Source organism: Pantoea sp. y20 (genome assembly GCF_054903455.1).
Window position 1 is genome coordinate 1826857 of the sequence record NZ_CM142816.1, and the last position, 18134, is coordinate 1844990.

At 56.6% G+C, this 18134-nt stretch carries 19 protein-coding genes; 8 read left to right on the forward strand and 11 right to left on the reverse strand.

The window, feature by feature from the left end:
* Positions 1–39: 39 nt before the first annotated feature.
* From ACYAC5_RS08585 to spy, 6 genes are all read left to right on the forward strand, one after another.
* A complete protein-coding gene (locus tag ACYAC5_RS08585; RefSeq protein ID WP_110866001.1) occupies positions 40–1260 on the forward strand; it encodes an aspartate aminotransferase family protein in 1221 nt (406 codons plus the stop codon).
* A complete protein-coding gene (gene astA, locus ACYAC5_RS08590) occupies positions 1257–2288 on the forward strand; it encodes an arginine N-succinyltransferase (protein WP_192413548.1) in 1032 nt (343 codons plus the stop codon). The genes ACYAC5_RS08585 and astA overlap by 4 nt, the downstream gene beginning before the upstream one ends.
* Positions 2285–3751: a succinylglutamate-semialdehyde dehydrogenase gene (gene astD / locus ACYAC5_RS08595; RefSeq protein ID WP_192413546.1), complete on the forward strand. Its 1467-nt coding sequence runs from the start codon at positions 2285–2287 to the stop codon at positions 3749–3751. Before astA ends, astD begins: the two co-directional genes overlap by 4 nt.
* Positions 3751–5079: an N-succinylarginine dihydrolase gene (astB, locus tag ACYAC5_RS08600; protein ID WP_309834929.1), complete on the forward strand. Its 1329-nt coding sequence runs from the start codon at positions 3751–3753 to the stop codon at positions 5077–5079. The genes astD and astB overlap by 1 nt, the downstream gene beginning before the upstream one ends.
* Before the next feature lie 45 nt (positions 5080–5124).
* Positions 5125–6120: a succinylglutamate desuccinylase gene (astE, locus tag ACYAC5_RS08605; RefSeq protein WP_101764588.1), complete on the forward strand. Its 996-nt coding sequence runs from the start codon at positions 5125–5127 to the stop codon at positions 6118–6120.
* Between the two features lie 384 nt (positions 6121–6504).
* Entirely contained in the window at positions 6505–7002 is a 498-nt protein-coding gene (gene spy, locus ACYAC5_RS08610) for an ATP-independent periplasmic protein-refolding chaperone Spy (protein WP_137385657.1), read from the forward strand.
* 78 nt (positions 7003–7080) lie between these two features.
* Here the strand turns inward: spy and cho are convergent, their stop codons facing one another.
* The 3 genes from cho to ACYAC5_RS08625 form a co-directional block, all read right to left on the reverse strand.
* Positions 7081–7941: an excinuclease Cho gene (cho, locus tag ACYAC5_RS08615; protein ID WP_101764586.1), complete on the reverse strand. Its 861-nt coding sequence runs from the start codon at positions 7939–7941 to the stop codon at positions 7081–7083.
* A gap of 110 nt (positions 7942–8051) precedes the next feature.
* On the reverse strand, positions 8052–8879 hold the full coding sequence (nadE, locus tag ACYAC5_RS08620; RefSeq protein ID WP_101764585.1) for an ammonia-dependent NAD(+) synthetase: 828 nt from the start codon (positions 8877–8879) through the stop codon (positions 8052–8054).
* Positions 8880–8996: 117 nt separating this feature from the next.
* Positions 8997–10187: a multidrug effflux MFS transporter gene (locus ACYAC5_RS08625; RefSeq protein ID WP_192413540.1), complete on the reverse strand. Its 1191-nt coding sequence runs from the start codon at positions 10185–10187 to the stop codon at positions 8997–8999.
* Between the two features lie 192 nt (positions 10188–10379).
* Between ACYAC5_RS08625 and osmE the strand changes: the two genes are divergently transcribed.
* Positions 10380–10715, forward strand: coding sequence for an osmotically-inducible lipoprotein OsmE (gene osmE / locus ACYAC5_RS08630; RefSeq protein WP_007892614.1), 336 nt, complete (start codon positions 10380–10382; stop codon positions 10713–10715).
* A 55-nt stretch (positions 10716–10770) separates the two neighbouring features.
* Here osmE and ACYAC5_RS08635 read toward each other — a convergent pair whose 3' ends face one another.
* The 6 genes from ACYAC5_RS08635 to hxpB all read right to left on the reverse strand — a co-directional run bounded on the left by ACYAC5_RS08635 (position 10771) and on the right by hxpB (position 16108).
* Positions 10771–11154 (reverse strand): DUF6515 family protein, encoded by a 384-nt coding sequence (locus ACYAC5_RS08635; protein WP_101764583.1) that lies wholly within the window; start codon positions 11152–11154, stop codon positions 10771–10773.
* A gap of 243 nt (positions 11155–11397) precedes the next feature.
* Positions 11398–12789, reverse strand: coding sequence for an L-cystine transporter (locus tag ACYAC5_RS08640; RefSeq protein WP_192413538.1), 1392 nt, complete (start codon positions 12787–12789; stop codon positions 11398–11400).
* 150 nt (positions 12790–12939) lie between these two features.
* A complete protein-coding gene (locus tag ACYAC5_RS08645) occupies positions 12940–13530 on the reverse strand; it encodes a metal-dependent hydrolase (protein WP_192413536.1) in 591 nt (196 codons plus the stop codon).
* A gap of 140 nt (positions 13531–13670) precedes the next feature.
* Positions 13671–14432, reverse strand: a complete 762-nt coding sequence (gene kduD / locus ACYAC5_RS08650; protein WP_110866010.1) for a 2-dehydro-3-deoxy-D-gluconate 5-dehydrogenase KduD — start codon at positions 14430–14432, stop codon at positions 13671–13673.
* Positions 14433–14445: 13 nt separating this feature from the next.
* Complete coding sequence (gene kduI / locus ACYAC5_RS08655) at positions 14446–15282, reverse strand: 5-dehydro-4-deoxy-D-glucuronate isomerase (protein ID WP_192413534.1); 837 nt, start codon at positions 15280–15282, stop codon at positions 14446–14448.
* A gap of 157 nt (positions 15283–15439) precedes the next feature.
* Complete coding sequence (gene hxpB / locus ACYAC5_RS08660) at positions 15440–16108, reverse strand: hexitol phosphatase HxpB (protein WP_192413532.1); 669 nt, start codon at positions 16106–16108, stop codon at positions 15440–15442.
* A gap of 142 nt (positions 16109–16250) precedes the next feature.
* Here hxpB and ACYAC5_RS08665 point away from each other — a divergent pair, with 142 nt between their 5' ends.
* Positions 16251–16787, forward strand: coding sequence for a YniB family protein (locus ACYAC5_RS08665; RefSeq protein WP_192413531.1), 537 nt, complete (start codon positions 16251–16253; stop codon positions 16785–16787).
* 4 nt (positions 16788–16791) lie between these two features.
* On the opposite strand, the gene ACYAC5_RS08670 is transcribed toward ACYAC5_RS08665, so the two are convergent.
* Positions 16792–17685: a fructosamine kinase family protein gene (locus ACYAC5_RS08670; RefSeq protein WP_192413529.1), complete on the reverse strand. Its 894-nt coding sequence runs from the start codon at positions 17683–17685 to the stop codon at positions 16792–16794.
* Between the two features lie 89 nt (positions 17686–17774).
* Positions 17775–18065 (reverse strand): type V toxin-antitoxin system endoribonuclease antitoxin GhoS, encoded by a 291-nt coding sequence (gene ghoS / locus ACYAC5_RS08675; protein ID WP_101764577.1) that lies wholly within the window; start codon positions 18063–18065, stop codon positions 17775–17777.
* Positions 18066–18134 lie beyond the last annotated feature (69 nt).

Consider the following 18134-nt stretch of genomic DNA (forward strand, 5'->3'; position numbering starts at 1 on the left):
ACAAAAGGCTTCACCGGGTGTGGAGCAGGAGAAAGGGCTATGTCACTGCAGGTTTCACGTCAGAATTTCGATCAATGGATGATGCCAGTTTATGCACCCGCGGCTTTTGTTCCGGTCCGCGCGGAAGGTTCAACGCTGTGGGATCAGCAAGGCAAAGAGTATATCGATTTTGCCGGTGGCATTGCGGTCAACGCATTGGGACATGCGCATCCGGCGTTGCAGCAGGCGCTGATCGAACAGGCCGGCAAACTGTGGCATACCGGAAATGGCTATACCAATGAACCTATCCTGCGTCTCGCCAAACAGTTGATTGATGCTACTTTTGCCGATCGCGTGTTTTTCTGTAACTCCGGCGCTGAAGCGAATGAAGCGGCGCTGAAACTGGCACGTAAAACCGCACACGACCGTTTCGGTGCTGAGAAAAATGGCATCGTTGCTTTTAATAATGCTTTTCACGGTCGCACGCTGTTTACCGTGACAGCAGGCGGACAACCGGCCTATTCCCGTGATTTTGCGCCGCTGCCACCGGCGGTCGAACACGCTAATTTCAACGATCTGGCCTCGGCGGCCGCGCTGATCAATGACCAAACCTGCGCGGTGATCGTCGAGCCGATTCAGGGTGAAGGCGGCGTCCTGCCAGCCGATCCCGCTTTCCTGCGCGGACTGCGTGAACTCTGCGATAAACATCATGCGCTGCTGATTTTTGATGAAGTGCAGAGCGGCGTAGGTCGCACCGGTTCGCTGTATGCCTATATGCATTACGGCGTGACCCCGGATGTATTAACCACCGCCAAAGCGCTGGGTGGCGGCTTCCCGATTGGCGCGATGCTGACACGTGAAGATCTGGCGCAGGTGATGGGCGTGGGCACGCACGGCACCACCTACGGCGGCAATCCGCTGGCGGGCGCAGTCGCGGGCAAAGTGATGGAGCTGATTAATCAGCCGGAATTTATGGCCGGCGTGGCCGAGCGTCATCAATGGTTTGTTACGGCGTTGCAGGAACTGAACAAGCGTCTGCCGGTATTTAAAGAAGTGCGCGGGTTGGGTCTGTTGATTGGCGCCGTGCTAAACGACGATTTCGCCGGTAAAGCCAAACAGTTCAACCTCACCGCGGCCGAAGAGGGCGTAATGGTGCTGATAGCAGGTGCCAACGTGGTACGTTTTGCGCCAGCGCTGAACATCAGCGAGCGCGAAGTTAAAGAAGGTTTGGCGCGTTTCGAACGTGCCTGTGAACGCGTGCTCAAAGGAGCCACATCATGATGGTGATTCGCCCCGTCGAACGTGACGATCTCTCGCAGTTGTTGTCGCTGGCGGGCAAAACCGGGGGTGGCTTAACCTCGCTGCCCGCGGATAGCGAAACGCTTAAAGCCCGTATTGAGCGTTCGCTGCTCACCTGGCAAGGCGCGTTACCGCCTGCCGAACAAGGCTATGTGTTTGTGCTGGCCGACAGCGAGGATAATCGTGCCGTCGGCATCTGTGCCATCGAAGCGGCGGTGGGTTTGCAGGATCCTTGGTACAACTTCCGCGTTGGCACACAGGTGCACGCCTCGAAAGAGCTGAACGTTTATGCCAGCCTGCCGACGCTGTCGCTGAGCAACGATCATACCGGCAGCAGCGAACTCTGCACATTGTTCCTCGATCCCGATTACCGCGATGGCAAAAACGGCCATCTGCTTTCGAAGTCGCGCTTTCTGTTTATGGCCAACTTCCGCGACCGCTTTATGCAACACGTGGTGGCGGAGATGCGTGGCGTCAGCGATGACAGCGGCCACTCGCCTTTCTGGGACAGCGTCGGCAGCCGCTTCTTCTCGATGGAGTTCAGCAAAGCCGATTTCCTCAGCGGCACCGGCCAGAAAGCCTTTATCGCCGAGCTGATGCCCAAACATCCGCTCTACATTCATTACCTGTCTGAAGCGGCACAAAAAGTGATTGGCGAAGTCCATCCGAAAACCGCGCCCGCGCGTGCGGTGCTGGAGGCGGAAGGTTTCCGCTATCTCAACTATGTCGACATCTTCGACGGCGGCCCGACGCTGGAATGCGAAATCGATCGCATTCGTGCCATTCGCAAGAGTCGCCAGTTAACCGCTGAGAGCGGTGCAGCCGATGAAAGCTGGCCGCTGTGTCTGGTGGCCAACGCGGATTTTCAGCATTTCCGCGTGGCGCTGCTGCCGGTGGATATGGCATCCGGCACGGTAAAACTGACTGAAAGCCAGCGCGCGGCGCTGCATTGCAACATTGGCGATCAACTGCGTGTGGTCACGCTGTGTCGCGAGGAGAAAAAAGCATGACGCATTTTATTCAAGGTCAATGGGTGACCGGCGGCGCTGACGCCCTGAACAAACTCAATCCGGTTAGCGGCGAAACGCTGTGGCAGGGCAAAGCGGCATCGGCAGCACAAGTGGCTGCGGCCTGCGAAGCGGCGCGCGCGGCGTTCCCGCAGTGGGCGAGAAAACCGTTTGCGGAGCGTCAGGCGCTGGTGGAAGGGTTTGCCCGTTTACTTGAAAGCCACAAAAACGCGCTGGCGGAAACCATCGCCCAGGAAACGGGCAAGCCGCGCTGGGAAACGCTGACCGAAGTGCAGGCGATGATCAACAAAATTGCCATTTCGATTAAGGCCTATCACAGCCGCACCGGCGAACAGGCCGATGGCGAGAGCTCGCTGCGCCATCGGCCGCACGGCGTTTTGGCGGTGTTTGGTCCGTATAATTTTCCTGGCCATCTGCCGAACGGCCATATCGTGCCAGCTCTGCTGGCGGGTAACTGCGTGGTGTTTAAGCCGAGCGAGCTGACGCCGTTGACGGCGGAGAAAACCGTGCAACTGTGGCAGCAAGCGGGTTTACCGGCGGGCGTAATGGCGCTGCTGCAGGGCGGTCGTGAAACCGGCCAGGCGCTGGCCAATGCGGCACAAATTGATGGCCTGCTGTTTACCGGCAGCGCCGCCACCGGCTATCACCTGCATCGTCAGTTCGCCGGACAGCCAGAAAAAATGCTGGCGCTGGAGATGGGCGGCAACAATGCGTTGATTGTTGAAGATCCTGCGGATCTCGATGGTGCGGTACACATCGCCATTCAGTCGGCCTTTATTACCGCCGGACAGCGCTGCACCTGCGCGCGTCGTCTGCTGGTGAAGCGCGGTGCAGCGGGCGATGCCTTCCTGCAGCGTTTGGTTGAGGTTAGCGCGCGCTTGCAGCCTGGCGCGTGGAATGCCGAACCGCAGCCGTTTATGGGCAGCGTGATTTCACCCACCGCCGCCGGACATATTTTTGCTGCCTGGCAGCAGCAGGTGGAAAAGGGCGGGAAAGTGTTGCTCGGCATGCACTGGCCGGATCGCGACAGCGCCATCATCACGCCGGGCATCATTGATGTGACCGAAGTGAAAGATTTAGCGGATGAAGAAGTCTTTGGTCCGTTGCTGCAGGTGATTCGTTACGACAGCTTCGAGCAGGCGATTGCTATCGCCAATAATACCCGCTATGGCTTGTCGTGCGGTCTGATTTCGCCGCAGCGCGCGCAGTTTGATCAGCTATTGCTGGAGGCGCGCGCCGGTATCGTTAACTGGAACAAACCGCTGACCGGCGCGGCCAGCACCGCCCCCTTTGGTGGCATTGGCGCATCCGGGAATCATCGTGCCAGCGCGTGGTACGCCGCCGATTACTGTGCATGGCCAATGGCGTCGCTGGAGAGCCCAAGCCTGGCGCTGCCGGGCAGCTTGGCGCCGGGCCTCGATTTCTCCGCGCAGGGAGCGAAATAATGCAAGCGTTTGAAGCGAACTTTGATGGGCTGGTCGGCCTGACACATCACTACGCGGGATTGTCGTTTGGTAACGAAGCCTCGACGCGCAATCAGCTGCAGCCCTCGAATCCGCGTCTGGCGGCGAAGCAGGGTTTGCTGAAGATGAAAGCGCTGGCGGATATGGGCTACGTGCAGGGCGTGATCCCGCCGCACGAACGTCCTAATCTGCCGCTGCTGCGCCAGCTCGGCTTTGGCGGCAGTGATGAGCAGGTGCTGGCGCAGGCGGCTAAGCACGCGCCGCAGCTGCTGTCGGCGGCCAGCTCAGCCTCAGCGATGTGGGTGGCGAATGCCGCCACGGTGTCGCCGTCGGCGGATAGCGCCGATGGTCGCGTGCATTTCACCGTCGCCAATCTGAATAACAAATTCCATCGCGCCATTGAGGCGCCGGAAACTGCCGATCTGCTGCGCGCGATTTTCCGTCATCCGCAGCACTTCTGCGTGCACGATGCGCTGCCGCAGGTGGCGCAGTTTGGTGATGAGGGCGCGGCCAATCACAATCGTTTCGGCAGTGATTACGGTGATGCGGGCGTGCAGCTGTTTATTTATGGCCGTGATGGTCAGCAGCAGGGCGCAACGCCAGCACGTTATCCAGCGCGTCAAACGCGGGAAGCCAGCGAAGCGGTGGCGCGGTTGCATCAGCTCGATGCGCAACGCACGCTGTTTGCTCAGCAAAATCCAGCGGTGATTGATCAGGGCGTGTTTCATAACGATGTGATTGCGGTGAGCAATCAGCAGGTGCTGTTCTGCCATCATGATGCCTTTGTGAACCAGCCGCAGTTGCTGAGTGACATCGCCGCCCGCGTTAGCGGTTTCCAGCCGATTGAAGTGCCGCGCGATAAAGTATCGGTAACCGATGCAGTCAATACCTATCTGTTTAACAGCCAGCTGTTGCAGCGCGCCGACGGCGGTATGCTGCTGGTGCTGCCAGAAGAGTCACGCCAGCATGCGGGCGTGTGGCGTTATCTCACTGAGCTGGTGGAGAGCGGCGGGCCAATCCGTGAACTGAAAGTTTTCGATCTGCGTGAAAGCATGTTTAACGGTGGCGGTCCGGCCTGTTTGCGTCTGCGCGTGGTGTTAACCGAAACCGAGCGTCAGGCGCTGAATCCGGCGGTACTGATGAACGATCGCCTGTTTGCCACGCTCAACAATTGGGTGGATCGCCACTACCGCGATCGCTTAACTCAGGCCGATTTAGCCGACCCGCAACTGCTGCGTGAAGGGCGCACCGCGCTGGATGAGCTGACGAAGCTGCTAGACTTAGGCAGTGTCTACGCGTTTCAGCGTTAACGCCGGGGTGAGAGGTTCGCCCCACGTCGTTAAAAAGGAGTGAACATGCAGGATTTTTTACAGCAGACCTTGTCTGGTGAGCCGCCACAGCAAAGAGAGGGCAGCAACGATCATCTCAGTTGGCAATGGCACAACGAGGGACTGATGTCCCTCACGCCGCATACGCCCACACAGCAGGCGCTGGTGCTCTCTGCGGGCATTCACGGCAATGAAACCGCGCCGGTTGAGATTCTCAATCTGTTGCTGACGCCACTCTTAAAAGGCGAGAAGCCGCTGGCAGTGCGCTTACTGGTGATTTTGGGTAATCCCGCCGCGTTGCGCAGCGGCAAGCGCTATCAGCAACATGATATCAATCGCCTGTTTGGTGGACGCTGGCAGCAGGTGGCCGATGTACCCGAAGCGCAGCGCGTGCTGCAGCTGGAGCAGGAGCTGGAGAGTTTCTGGCGCGCCTGTCTCGATCATGAAGTGCGCTGGCACCTCGATCTGCATACCGCGATTCGCGGCTCGTATCATGCGCGTTTTGGCGTGATGCCGCTGAATCCCAATCCGTGGCCCGAGGCGTTTATGCACTGGCTGGCCGCGGCAGAAATGGAGGCGCTGGTGTTCCATCGTTCACCGGGCGGCACCTTCACCCATTACAGCTGCGAGCACCATAATGCGGCGAGCTGCACGCTGGAGCTGGGCAAGGCTTTGCCGTTTGGTGAGAACGATTTAAGCCAGTTTGCTGGCGTACAGCGGGCGCTGGCGGCGTTGCTGTATGGCGATGCCTTGCCGGAGGTGCGTGAGCAGCCTCGCCATTATCGCGTGGCGCAACAGCTGACCCGGCACGGCGATAAGTTTGTGTTGCACATGGGGCCGGAGACGCTGAACTTTACCGCTTTCCCGCAGGGCACGCTGCTGGCGGAGGAGGGTGACCGGCGTTACTACGTGCAGCAGGCGCGCGAGTATGTGCTGTTTCCCAATCCGAATGTCGCGCCAGGATTGCGCGCGGGGCTGATGCTGGTGGAGGAGAATGAACAGACGCAGGCGCTGGCGTTGTGATTTTCCCTCACCCTAACCCTCTCCCGCAGGCGGGAGAGGGAACCGAACGAGCGAATATTTGTATTGAGTTACATGTGGCAGCGTTTCCCTCTTCCGGTGGGAGAGGGCCAGGGTGAGGGCATCAACGCGCCGACATTTCCCCTCCTGAACACCGACAATACCGTTACACTCCTCCTTAATTCCTGCGTTTTTCCCTTGATTGTCATAAACTTTTTCAATTCCTCACGCATTTCTTCTCTTTCTCTCCATGATTGCCTGATCTCTGTCTTTTATGCTTTCAGGGCTTTACTCAGCCTCTGAGTAGTTGACGTTCAGCGTCGTATGCTTGTTTCCGAAGACGCGACACAGGCTGTCGTCATTAAACTGATAAGTAAGGACAATATTATGCGTAAATTAACTTCTGTGTTCCTGGCTACCGCAATGGCTTTTGGTGCTGCAAATATCGTCCATGCAGCGGCAGACAACCTGACTCCGCCGCCAGCAGGCAGCGAAAAGCCGATGCACAAGCCGCCGATGCGTCATCACGGTATGGAGATGATGTTTAAAGGTCTGAACCTGACCGATGCGCAGAAAGCGCAGATCAAAACGATTTTGCGTGATGGACATAAAGAGATGAAACGCCCGTCGCTGGAAGAGCGTCGTGCTGACCATGCCATCATCGCTTCCGATACCTTTGACCGTGCGAAAGCCGAAGCGCAGGCTGAGAAGATGACGGCGAATGCCAAAGATCGTGCGCTGCAGATGATGGAAACCCAGAACAAGATCTACAACGTGCTGACGCCAGAGCAGAAGAAACAGTACAACGCGAACTTTGAGAAGCGCTTAACCGAGAAAGGCCCGCACGATGGCAAAACGCCACCACCGCCGGCTGATGCTGAATAAGTTCCTTCACTAACGGAATAGAGACCGCCGGGGTTGTCCATCGCATCTGATGCTTTGGGCAACCTCGGCGGTTTTGTTTTACAGCTCGATCAGCGGGAACACACCAGAAAGCAGCGGACGGCAGAGAATTTTGTAGCCGTCATGATCAAAGCCGTGTGAGGCGCGCTGCAGCTGGCGCGCTTCGGCTTCGCTGCTGACCGATCCCAGCCAGAACCAGTGATCGATCACATGGATTTGCGTAATGTTTGTCCCCGTTTCCACCATGCCAACCGGGCCTTGCCACGGCCAGCATTGAATGCGCATCTGCTCTAATGCCGCATGAAGCCGCTGCTGATGCTCAGCAACCGACTCGTTACCACAGCAGGCACCGGCGCAGCGTTTTAGTGCAGCACGAAAACAGCCGCGTCCTGGACGCAACGACTCCAGCCCCAGCAAGCCGTGGCACAAGCGCTGCTCATCGGCGATGGCTTTTAGCTTCTCCAGCGCGGCAAAGCGACTGCGAAACAGGCCATAAAGATTGGGCGAGCGGGAGAAGTCGAGATCCTTTGCATACACCACCTGCGGCGCACCGTCGCCCAGCTGCAGCGAACAGAGCTGGCGGTTCTTACGCAGGCGCTTATTAAACAGCGGCTGTTGCGTTTTGATCATCTGCGCTTCCAGCAGCTGAGCGCCGACGTCGCCAGCGGTCGGGATCCAGGTGACGCGCCGCGCCTGACGCAGCATTTTGGCTTCATCCGGCGCCCGGAAATGCGCCATCACCCGACTGCGCAGGTTGACGCTTTTGCCGATATACAGCGGCAGATTTTCGCTTTCACCGTGAAAGGTATAGACGCCCGGCTGGTTGGGTAAACCTTCCAGCCACTGACGTAGATGTTCGGGATATTGATAGATGGCTGCCGCATCGAAATCGAGGCGGTGGCTGGCTGCACGTCTGACCAAAGCACACTCCAATTACTGGTTGTTCATCCAGTGTATCAAACTGTGCTTTTTCTCGCCAGTCAGCGGCGATGAGAAAGTTTCCCGCCCGGACGGCGGGAAACGCCATGCACTTACTTCTTCCAGAAGTCGTCGAACACGGTGATCGGTGGACGACGTTTGTGCTCAGTTTTCAGATACCAGCCTTCGATGGTTTTTGCTGCGGCGGCATCGATGGTTTTGCCTTCCAGATAGGCATCGATTTGCTGATAAGTCACGCCGAGCGCCACTTCATCCTGCAAGCCGGGACGATCATCTTCCAAATCGGCAGTAGGATGCTTGAGATAGAGGTGTTCCGGGCAGCCCAGCGTTTTCAGCAGCTGTTTGCCCTGGCCTTTATGCAGGCGGAAGATCGGGTTGATGTCGCTGCCGCCGTCACCGTACTTGGTGAAGAATCCGGTGATCGCCTCTGCCGCATGGTCAGTACCGACCACCACGCCTTTGGTCATGCCGGCGATGCTGTACTGCGCTTTCATGCGCTCACGCGCTTTTTCATTGCCGCGCACGAAATCCGATACCGTAATACCCGCATCTTTCAACGCACGTTCGCTGGCCAGTATCGCTTCTTTGATGTTCACCACCAGCGTGCGATCGGGTTGGATAAATGCCAGCGCATCCTGACAATCCTGCTCATCGGCCTGCACGCCATACGGCAAACGCACGGCAATAAAGGTGTAATCGTTATCGCCGCTCTCTTCACGCAGTTCGCGAATCGCGGTTTGCGACAAAATGCCGGTCAGTGTCGAATCCTGGCCGCCGCTGATGCCGAGTACCAGCGTTTTCAAAAAGGGATGGGCTTTCAGGTAAGACTTCAGAAAATCAACGCTGACGCGGATCTCCTGCTGCGGGTCGATAACCGGTTTTACACCAAGGGCTTCAATGATTTCCTGTTGCAGTGACATGAACCTCTCCTCAAGTCAGTAGCCTGACGGCACAATGCGAATCATCTGCTAAAGCTAACGCCTCTCCCCACAAACAACAAGCCGCACGGCTGGTTGTTCAGGTTATTTGCTGGCAAATCAGACGTTTTTTGCCTTCTGCACCAGCAGATTGAACGACACAATCGCCAGCATAAAGCAGCCAAAGATGGTGCCGGTCATGCTCGCGACCGAGGTGCCGCCCAGCCCGGTAATGGGTACGCTGATGGCACCAAAGGTGAACATGCCGACGCCAATCACCGCCGAGGCGCTGCCTGCGCGCTGGCCCTGGCTTTGCATCGCCAGCGAAGAAGCGGTGGTGGCGATCACGCCGTTACTGGCGATGGTGAAGAACAGCGCGACCAGCAGAACTGGCAGCGCTGCGCCGGTAAGTCCCGCCAGCAGCAAGCAGCTCGACGCAACAAACGCCAGCGTCAGGCCACCTTTCAGTACGCGATATTCTCCCCACAGCGGACAGAGGCGCGCACTGGTTTGTGATGCAATAATCAGGCCGAAGCCGTTGGCAGCGAAGCAGAAGCTAAAGGCTTGCGGCGTCAGGCCGTACAGCTGTTGCAATACAAACGGCGAGGCGCCGATATAGGCAAACATGCCGGACATCATAAAACCTTGCGTCAGGCAGAAGCCCATAAACTGCCGATGTGTGACGACCTGGCCGAGCGCCGCCCAGGCGGAAAAGATCGAGCCCTGACTGCGGCGCGCTGGCGGTAAAGTTTCGTGCAATTTCCAGCGGGCAAGGAAGATCAGCATGACGGCGATGCAGCCGAGCACCACGAAAATGCCGCGCCAGTTAAGCACCGTCATCAAGGCGCCGCCCAGCACCGGCGCACCAATCGGCGCTAAACCGTTGACCAGCATCAGCAGTGCAAAGAAACGCGTCAGCTCATGGCCGCTGTACATATCTCGGGCAATGGCACGCGACAGCACCGCGCCGCCGGCGCCTGCCAAACCTTCAAACAGACGCGCTACCAGCAGCGAGTGGATGTCTTTTGCCAGCGCACAGCCAATCGAGGCAATAAACAGCAGCACCAGCGATAACAGCAGCGGACGGAGGCGACCAAACTTGTCGCTCATTGGCCCAAACAGCAATTGACCCGCACCCAAACCCAGCAAGCCAGCGGTGAGGCTCAGCTGCGCCGTGGCGGTTTCGGTGTGCAGATCGCGCGCCAGCTCCGGCAGCGCCGGCAGGTAAAGGTCGATACAAAGTGGCCCGAGCGCAGCGAGCAGGCCCAGCGTGATGGCATAAACCAGCCGATGAGAAGGTGCAGGTGTCATTAATCCTCTGTCTTTATTCATTGCTATAGGTATTTTTTCGCGGGTGATTATACGAACCGTAGCGCATCAACACAGCATTTTTACCAAATCCTAACGCTTCGGAATTTAGCTAAATTTATCCCATAAAGTTGATAAATCTGGATTTATGTTCCAGGCTAATTTCACACGGACAAAAAAACGAGGAACAACAACATGAATAAAGTGATGGGATGTATCGCTGCCGCTATGACGCTGGCAGCCCTGTCTGGTTGTACGACTTATGACAAAGCCGAAAGCTACGTAACCAAGCCGGTAGTGAAGGATGTTAAGAAAGGCATGACGCGCGATCAGGTTCGCCAGATTGCCGGCCCAGCGTCTACTGAAATCACCATGGTTCACGCTCGCGGCACTTGCCAGACTTACGTGATTGGCGAGCGCGACGGCAAACCGCAGACCTACTTCGTGAGCTATAACGATACCGGTCGCGTCATGAACTACGGTTTCCAGAGCTGTAAAGACTACGATACCGATCCGCAAGCGGCTCAGTAATCGCAGCAGAATAAGAAACGGCCCGTCATTGACGGGCCGTTTTTCGTTGTGGCGCTTATAAACCGTAAGGACGCGGCACTTCGATATACTCGCCGCCGATCTCGCGCTGGTAGTAGTGACCTTCCTGCACGTAATAACGCTTGCCGTTGAAATCCAGCACGCGCATACCGCCGCCCGGCGGGGCTTCAGGCGGCTGCACCACCACATAGGTGTCGCCCTGACGCTGATAGTAGTTACCGTTCAGCATGTAATAGGTCAGACCGCCCAGCAAAACGGCGGTTGCTGCTTCGGGTAGGAAACGCAGCGGGCCGGGACCACCCCAACGTGGACCTCCACCCCAATGCGGGCCTGGGCCGGGGCCCCAACCGCCGGGATGGGCAAAACTGATGGCTGGTGTTAATAAGGTTAACGCCAGCACCGAGGCGATAACTGTTTTCATCGGTGATTCTCCTGCTGTGATTAACTGCAGAATTGGCTTTACTGAGCGAAAACTCAAGCGAAAAGCGGCTGATTTTTCCTCTGTTTACCATGCTTAACGCTTTCCTGACGCTAGCGCCATGATTGGGTTGAATTGGGGAGGAAAGCGGGTAAGGTCGTCATAAACGGCGACCTTACGGGGCATATCGCGCAGGCATAAAAAAACGGCAGACCTTGCGATCTACCGTTGTTGCAACTCATCAATTTAGCGGTGTGCCAGTTCGGCGTGTTCGTCGCTCTCCAGCACTTTCTTGTCGGTCAATCCGAGCCAGCGGCTGGTGAGTGAACCGGCGGTCATTGAACCATTAACGTTGAGCGCGGTACGCCCCATATCGATCAGCGGTTCGATGGAGATCAGCAGCGCGACCAGCGTGACCGGCAGGCCCATCGCCGGCAGCACGATCAGCGCGGCGAAGGTGGCACCGCCGCCCACGCCAGCCACACCGGCAGAACTCAGCGTCACGATACCTACCAGCGTTGCAATCCACATTGGATCAAACGGGTTGATGCCCACGGTTGGCGCAACCATCACCGCCAGCATGGTGGGATAGAGACCGGCACAGCCGTTCTGGCCGATGGTGGCACCGAATGACGCCGAGAAGCTGGCGATCGATTCTGGCACGCCCAGGCGACGCGTCTGGGTTTCCACGTTCAGTGGAATACTGGCGGCGCTGGAACGGCTGGTGAAGGCGAAGGTGATCACCGGCCATACTTTACGGAAGAAGCGCATTGGGTTGATGCCGTTAACCGACAGCAGTAGTGCGTGTACGGCAAACATGATCGCCAGACCGAGATAAGAGGCCACCACGAAGCCACCCAGCTTGATGATGTCCTGCAGGTTGGAACCTGCTACTACTTTGGTCATCAGCGCCAGCACACCGTACGGCGTCAGCTTCATGATCAAACGCACCAGCTTCATGACCCAGGATTGCAGGGTATCGATCGCCACCATCACGCGCTCGCCTTTGACCTTGTCATCTTTCAGCAGTTGCAGCGCCGCCACACCGAGGAAGGCGGCGAAAATCACTACGCTGATGATCGAGGTGGGATTGGCGCCCGCCAGATCGGCAAACGGGTTTTTCGGAATGAAGGAGAGCAGCAGCTGCGGCGTGCTGAGGTCAGCCACTTTGCCCACGTAGTTGCTCTGAATCGCGCTCAGACGCGCGGTTTCCTGCGCACCTTGCACCAGACCTTCAGCGCTCAGGCCAAACAGGCCGGTCACCAGCACGCCGACCAGCGCGGAAATTGCGGTGGTAAACAGCAGCACGCCAATGGTCAGCACGCTGATTTTACCCAGCGATGAGGCATTGTGCAGACGTGCGACCGCGCTCAGGATCGAGGCGAACACCAGCGGCATCACGATCATCTGCAACAATTGCACGTAGCCGTTGCCGACGATATTGAACCAGCCAATCGACGCTTTCACGGTTGGGCTGTTTTCGCCATAGATGGTTTGCAGCGCCAGACCAAAGGCCACACCGAAAACCAAACCGGTCAGCACGCGTTTGGACAGGCTCCAGCTTTGGTTGCCAATCCGATTCAGCAGAATCAGTAGTGCGATAAACGCCACGATATTAATAATGAGGGGAAAATCCATGCTCAACTCCAGAGTGTGACGCGCCATCCTGGGATGGCACGAAAAACAGTAAGTCCCGGTTAGGGAATATTTGGAATGTTATCAGTTCAGCGTGGGGCGGGCTTATACCCAAAAAGAATGCTTTATAACTTTAACGCTTGATTCGACTGCTTATTGACCGTTTTGACCATTAACCAACCGACCGACGCCATTTTGTAGCGTATTGAACAGTTGCTCCGGCCAGCCGTTGGCACCAAAAGAGGGCATGCCGGGCGGGAACCACAACGCATAACCGACCAGCGCCAGGCAAAGTGCTCGCTCCAGCTGGTTACCTTTTTGACTATTCAGGATGGGCAAACGGAAGCGCCAGCGGCAGGGCCACAGCAGCGGCACGCCGGCGGGCGTGAGCATATCGGCGACAATATGGCTGAGATAGCCGAGCGTCATGCCTTGCAGCACGTCGGCGGGAAGAAACCAGTCTGCGGGCACATTGATCTGGAATAGCCACAAACTCACCGCCACCGCCAGCAAACTGTGGGTAAAACCGCGATGACCAAAGATGCGGGCGATGGGATGCGATAGCCACTTTAAGCGCTGGCCTAACACGGATTTAGGGTGATCGATATCGGGCAGCAGGCAGGTTAACAGCGCAGCAGGCACTAAATGCCACCAGTCGGCGCTGGCCAATACTGGCGTCAGCTCCGCGCGCTTGGCAAAAATGGCGCTGGCAATGGCAAAAATGATATGGCCTTCGGCCGTCATGATGGAACCTGGCTGCATAAAACTGTCGATGCATCCAGTATAGGGATTTATCCAGTGAATGAGAATGGTGACGCTGTAACGAAGCGTTAATATTTTTCACTTTCCCGCGTCACAATGACGCGGGAAAAGAACGGGTTAGCCTAGCGCGCTAACCATCCGCCATCGACGGCCAACGTATAACCTTGCACATAGTCGGAGGCGCTGGAGGCGAGGAACACAATTGGGCCCATCATGTCGTCCGGAATACCCCAGCGACCTGATGGAATGCGGCCTAAAATCTCCTCGTTGCGTGACTCATCGCTGCGCAGCTGTTCCGTGTTATTGGTGGCCATGTAGCCCGGCGCAATGGCGTTAACGTTGATGCCGTGCTTCGCCCATTCGTTGGCCATCAAACGGGTTAACCCCATCACTGCGCTTTTTGATGCCGTATAAGAAGGCACGCGAATGCCGCCCTGGAACGACAGCATCGAGGCGATATTAATGATCTTGCCGCCATTGCCTTGCGCGATAAACTGCCGGGCGACCTGCTGTGACAGGAAGAACAGACTTTTGCTGTTGATGTTCATCACATCATCCCAATCCTGCTCGCTGAAGTTGAGTGCATCTTCGCGGCGAATGATGCCGGCGTTATTCACCAGGATATCGATGCGACCGGCCTGCGCCACCGCCTGTTCAACAATTTGCGGCACGATGGACGGCTTGGTCAGATCGGCCTGAATTGACCAAAAACGGCGGCCTAACGCCTCAACTTTGGCCTGCGTATCATCCGGTCCGGCGCGGTTAACGCCAATAATGTCACATCCCGCCTGCGCCAGACCCAGCGCCATACCTTGTCCTAAACCGGTATTGCAGCCGGTGACCAGCGCGATTTTGCCTGCAAGATTAAATGCGTTGAGTATCATGATTCGCTCCTTGTTAGCGCAGTGCGCTGATGTTGACGTGGTCCATGTCATCAAATACCTGGTTTTCACCCACCATGCCCCAGATAAAGGTATAGCGCTGCGTTCCCACGCCCGCATGAATCGACCAGCTCGGTGAAATCACCGCTTGCTCGTTATGGACCAATAGATGACGCGTCTCCTGCGGCTGGCCCATCATGTGGAACACGGCGCTGTCGTCGGCCATATCGAAATAGAAATAGACTTCCATGCGACGTTCGTGGGTGTGACACGGCATGGTGTTCCACAAGTTGCCGTCATCAAGGCGGGTTAATCCCATGGTTAACTGGCAGGTTGGCAACACGTCGGGCACGATGAATTTGTTAATGGTGCGGCGGTTCGAGGTGGCCGCGTCGCCGAGCGTGGCTTTCACTGCCTCGTCGAGGGTGATTTTTTTGTCTGGATAATGGGCGTGTGCCGGCGCGCTATTGTAGTAAAACTTCGCCGGGCGGCTGGCATCGCTGCTGCGGAAAATCACGCTCTGCGCGCCTTGTCCGACATACAACGCTTCCTGCTGACCAATCTCCCAGGATTTACCATCCACTTCAATCACCCCGGGTCCACCGATGTTGATTACGCCGAGTTCGCGGCGTTCGAGAAAGTAACTTACGCCCAGCTGCTTACCCACTTCATGGCCGATAGTCACCGGTTTCTGCACCGGCATCACGCCGCCGATAATGATGCGATCGATATGGCTGTAAGTGAGGGTGTAATTGTCGGCGTCGAAAATCTTGTCGATCAGAAACTCACGGCGTAAGCCGTCCGTGTCCAGGGTTTTGGCATGCTCGCTATGAATGCTTTGACGAATGTCCATCTCAGGCCTCTTAAGAGTCAAAGGAAGTGGTCCCGATGCGGGTCTTTGGGCATCTTAGGCAGGATGAGATGTGAATTCAATAAAAATGAAACGATGTTTTATTTATTTGCGTGCGCGATCAAGTTGCATAAAAAAGCCCGCGTTAAGCGGGCTGCGATTAACCGTGCAGATGTTCGGGTTTGAGCTGGGTTAAATCATCAAGAATCACATTGGCCAGCGCCCAACGCGCATCTTCACGATGCTCGGCCGCCGGCACCACAATTGAACGCATGCGTGCGGCTTTGGTGGCGATCATGCCGTTGAAGGAATCTTCCAGCGTGACGCAGTTAAGCGGATCGATACCCAGTTTGGCTGCGGCGTCGAGATAGACCTGCGGATGCGGCTTGCTGTACGACAGCGCTTCCGCGGACGCCAGCACATCAAAGTATTTGCGTAGGTCAAACATCTCCAGCACGCGCTCCAGCATGTGCAGCGGCGAGGCGGAGGCGAGGCCGATTTTCAAACCTTGCTGCTGGCACAGTTGCAGCGCCTGCTCCACGCCAGGCAGCAGCGGACGCGTCTCTTCCACCAGCGCCAGCGCGCGGGCGATGATGCGTTGCGTCACTTCCTGTTGATCCGGGCCGCTCCACGGCAGCGCTTCAAACCACATGCGCACGGTTTGATCGATGCGCAGACCCAGCGTATCGGGCAACTCGTGGCGGCGGGTGATATCCACGCCAAGGCTGGCGAAAATATCCAGTTCCGCGCGATCCCACAGCGGTTCTGAGTCGATCAACAATCCATCCATATCAAAGATGGCGGCCAATACAGGACGACGATATGACATATAACTGCTCCCTTAGAAATTTGGCTTACCATAGCACGAGAGCCGGATAAAGCCGACTTGCGGCAGGCCACGCATTTTTCAGGAAAAATTGCAGTAGTGCAGGTAGACTTAGGCAAAACTATTTTTGGTTCAGGGAGACACCATGACTTACCAACAGGCTGGCCGCATCGGCATCCTTAAGCGAGTGGCTGGCTGGGTGATTTTTATACCCGCATTGTTATCCACGATGATTTCGCTGCTGGGCTTTATGTTTAAGCACAGTGAAAAGCAGCCGGGCATTGATGCCGTGATGCTCGATTTTGTGCATGTCATGGTCGACATGGTGAAGTTCAATACGCCGTTTCTCAATGTGTTTTGGCAGAACTCTCCGGTGCCGGAATTTAACGGTGGCGCGAATATCGGGTTTTGGCTGATCTACATCCTGATCTTTATCGGCATAGCGCTGCAGGCTTCAGGTGCGCGCATGTGGCGTCAGTCGCGCCATATTAAAGAGGGCATTGAAGATCAGCTGATCATGGAACAGGCCAAAGGCAGTGAAGGGCGCACGCGAGCGCAGCTGGAAGAGAAAATCCACATCCCGCGTCACACCATTTTCTTGCAGATTTTCCCGCTCTATATCCTGCCGATCATTATCGCAATCGCGGGCTACTTTGTGCTGAAACTGCTCGGCATGCTGTAACACATCAGGCCGGTCTGGCCTGACGTTCGCCCAACACATCTTCATCTAACAACTGGCCGATGGCGAACTGCGCTTCGCCCGTCCAGTTGCCGCCGAAAACATTAGCGCGATTCAGCAGGTAATAGAGCTGATACACCGGCTGACGCTGCGAGAATCCGTCTTCCAGTGGCCAAACCGCCTGGTAGCCATCATAGATCTGGCGCGGCAAATCGGCGTAGTAACTCAGCATCGCTAAATCGCATTCGCGATCACCCCAATAGCAGGCGGGATCAAACAACCACGGACCCTCTGCGCTGCCGGCGCAGTTGGCGGGCCACAAATCGCCGTGTAATAAAGAAGGTTGCGGATGGTGGTTGGCTAACGTGCGCTGCACACAATCAACAATCAGTTCGGTATCGCCATAGTGCACGCCTTTTTCTGCGGCCAGTTGCAGCTGCCAGCCGATGCGCTGCTCAGCGAAGAACACTGACCAGCGGCGTAACCAGCTATTCGGCTGAGGTGAGGTGGTGATGTTGTTGTCGAAATCGAGACCAAATTGCGGTTGCTCGCTCCATTGGTGTAGATGCGCCAACTGCTGGCCGAGCTGGAAAGCGCTCTGTGCGGTAAAGGGATGAGGCGGAATATATTCCAGCAGCAGGAAGCTGGTATCACGATCATTGCCAACGCCATACGCTTTCGGGACGCGAACGGTTTGCGTGCGCGCCAGCAGGTCGAGTTGATCGGCTTCCCAGCTGAACAAGGTGAGCATATCGCGGGTGTTACATTTGACGAACACATCCAACTCGCCATAGCGGATGCGCCAGGCGGGATGGACATCGCCACCGGGAAGTTCCTGACGGTCGGTGATTTCGGCATCACCGGCGTACTCGCTTAACAGACGACTAATGGCTGACCACATCGGGTAATCCTCTTTGTTCGCTGCGTGAGTTCGATTGTAACGCGCAAAACCTGAGCAAACCTGGCGTCGATGCCGTTTTTTGCACTGCGTCAGGATTGTTGTTTCAGAAACGCCTCTAACGTGATGACGGTGACCTCAGGTTTATGATCGAGCGCGATTTGGGCATATCCCGCGGCTTGCTCTGCTATTTCATGCTCCTCTAACGCGCTGACAATGCCGAAGCTATTGGTGCCCAACTCATGTGGATGACCTTCATCATCGCTTAAGGTGGTGCTGTATCCGCCATTGATCATGGCGCTGTTCACTGACTGCACGTCGCCGAGTCCACTTTCCTGATATTTCAACGTGACAATGTAACGTTTGACATCATGGTCACTCATTATTCACCTCATTGTTATCGAACAGATTTCAGCGTAGACCAGCGCGCTGTATAGAGCGAATTTTAGCCA

Coding starts and splice junctions, on each gene's coding strand:
- kduI (WP_192413534.1), bottom strand. CDS start 15,282: ATGGACATTCGTCAAAGCATTCATAGCGAGCATGCCAAAACCCTGGAC.
- hxpB (WP_192413532.1), bottom strand. CDS start 16,108: ATGTCATATCGTCGTCCTGTATTGGCCGCCATCTTTGATATGGATGGA.
- ACYAC5_RS08665 (WP_192413531.1), top strand. CDS start 16,251: ATGACTTACCAACAGGCTGGCCGCATCGGCATCCTTAAGCGAGTGGCT.
- astA (WP_192413548.1), top strand. CDS start 1,257: ATGATGGTGATTCGCCCCGTCGAACGTGACGATCTCTCGCAGTTGTTG.
- astE (WP_101764588.1), top strand. CDS start 5,125: ATGCAGGATTTTTTACAGCAGACCTTGTCTGGTGAGCCGCCACAGCAA.
- ACYAC5_RS08645 (WP_192413536.1), bottom strand. CDS start 13,530: ATGACGGCCGAAGGCCATATCATTTTTGCCATTGCCAGCGCCATTTTT.
- ACYAC5_RS08625 (WP_192413540.1), bottom strand. CDS start 10,187: ATGACACCTGCACCTTCTCATCGGCTGGTTTATGCCATCACGCTGGGC.
- ACYAC5_RS08635 (WP_101764583.1), bottom strand. CDS start 11,154: ATGAAAACAGTTATCGCCTCGGTGCTGGCGTTAACCTTATTAACACCA.
- ACYAC5_RS08585 (WP_110866001.1), top strand. CDS start 40: ATGTCACTGCAGGTTTCACGTCAGAATTTCGATCAATGGATGATGCCA.
- spy (WP_137385657.1), top strand. CDS start 6,505: ATGCGTAAATTAACTTCTGTGTTCCTGGCTACCGCAATGGCTTTTGGT.
- astB (WP_309834929.1), top strand. CDS start 3,751: ATGCAAGCGTTTGAAGCGAACTTTGATGGGCTGGTCGGCCTGACACAT.
- ACYAC5_RS08670 (WP_192413529.1), bottom strand. CDS start 17,685: ATGTGGTCAGCCATTAGTCGTCTGTTAAGCGAGTACGCCGGTGATGCC.
- kduD (WP_110866010.1), bottom strand. CDS start 14,432: ATGATACTCAACGCATTTAATCTTGCAGGCAAAATCGCGCTGGTCACC.
- osmE (WP_007892614.1), top strand. CDS start 10,380: ATGAATAAAGTGATGGGATGTATCGCTGCCGCTATGACGCTGGCAGCC.
- ghoS (WP_101764577.1), bottom strand. CDS start 18,065: ATGAGTGACCATGATGTCAAACGTTACATTGTCACGTTGAAATATCAG.
- astD (WP_192413546.1), top strand. CDS start 2,285: ATGACGCATTTTATTCAAGGTCAATGGGTGACCGGCGGCGCTGACGCC.
- nadE (WP_101764585.1), bottom strand. CDS start 8,879: ATGTCACTGCAACAGGAAATCATTGAAGCCCTTGGTGTAAAACCGGTT.
- ACYAC5_RS08640 (WP_192413538.1), bottom strand. CDS start 12,789: ATGGATTTTCCCCTCATTATTAATATCGTGGCGTTTATCGCACTACTG.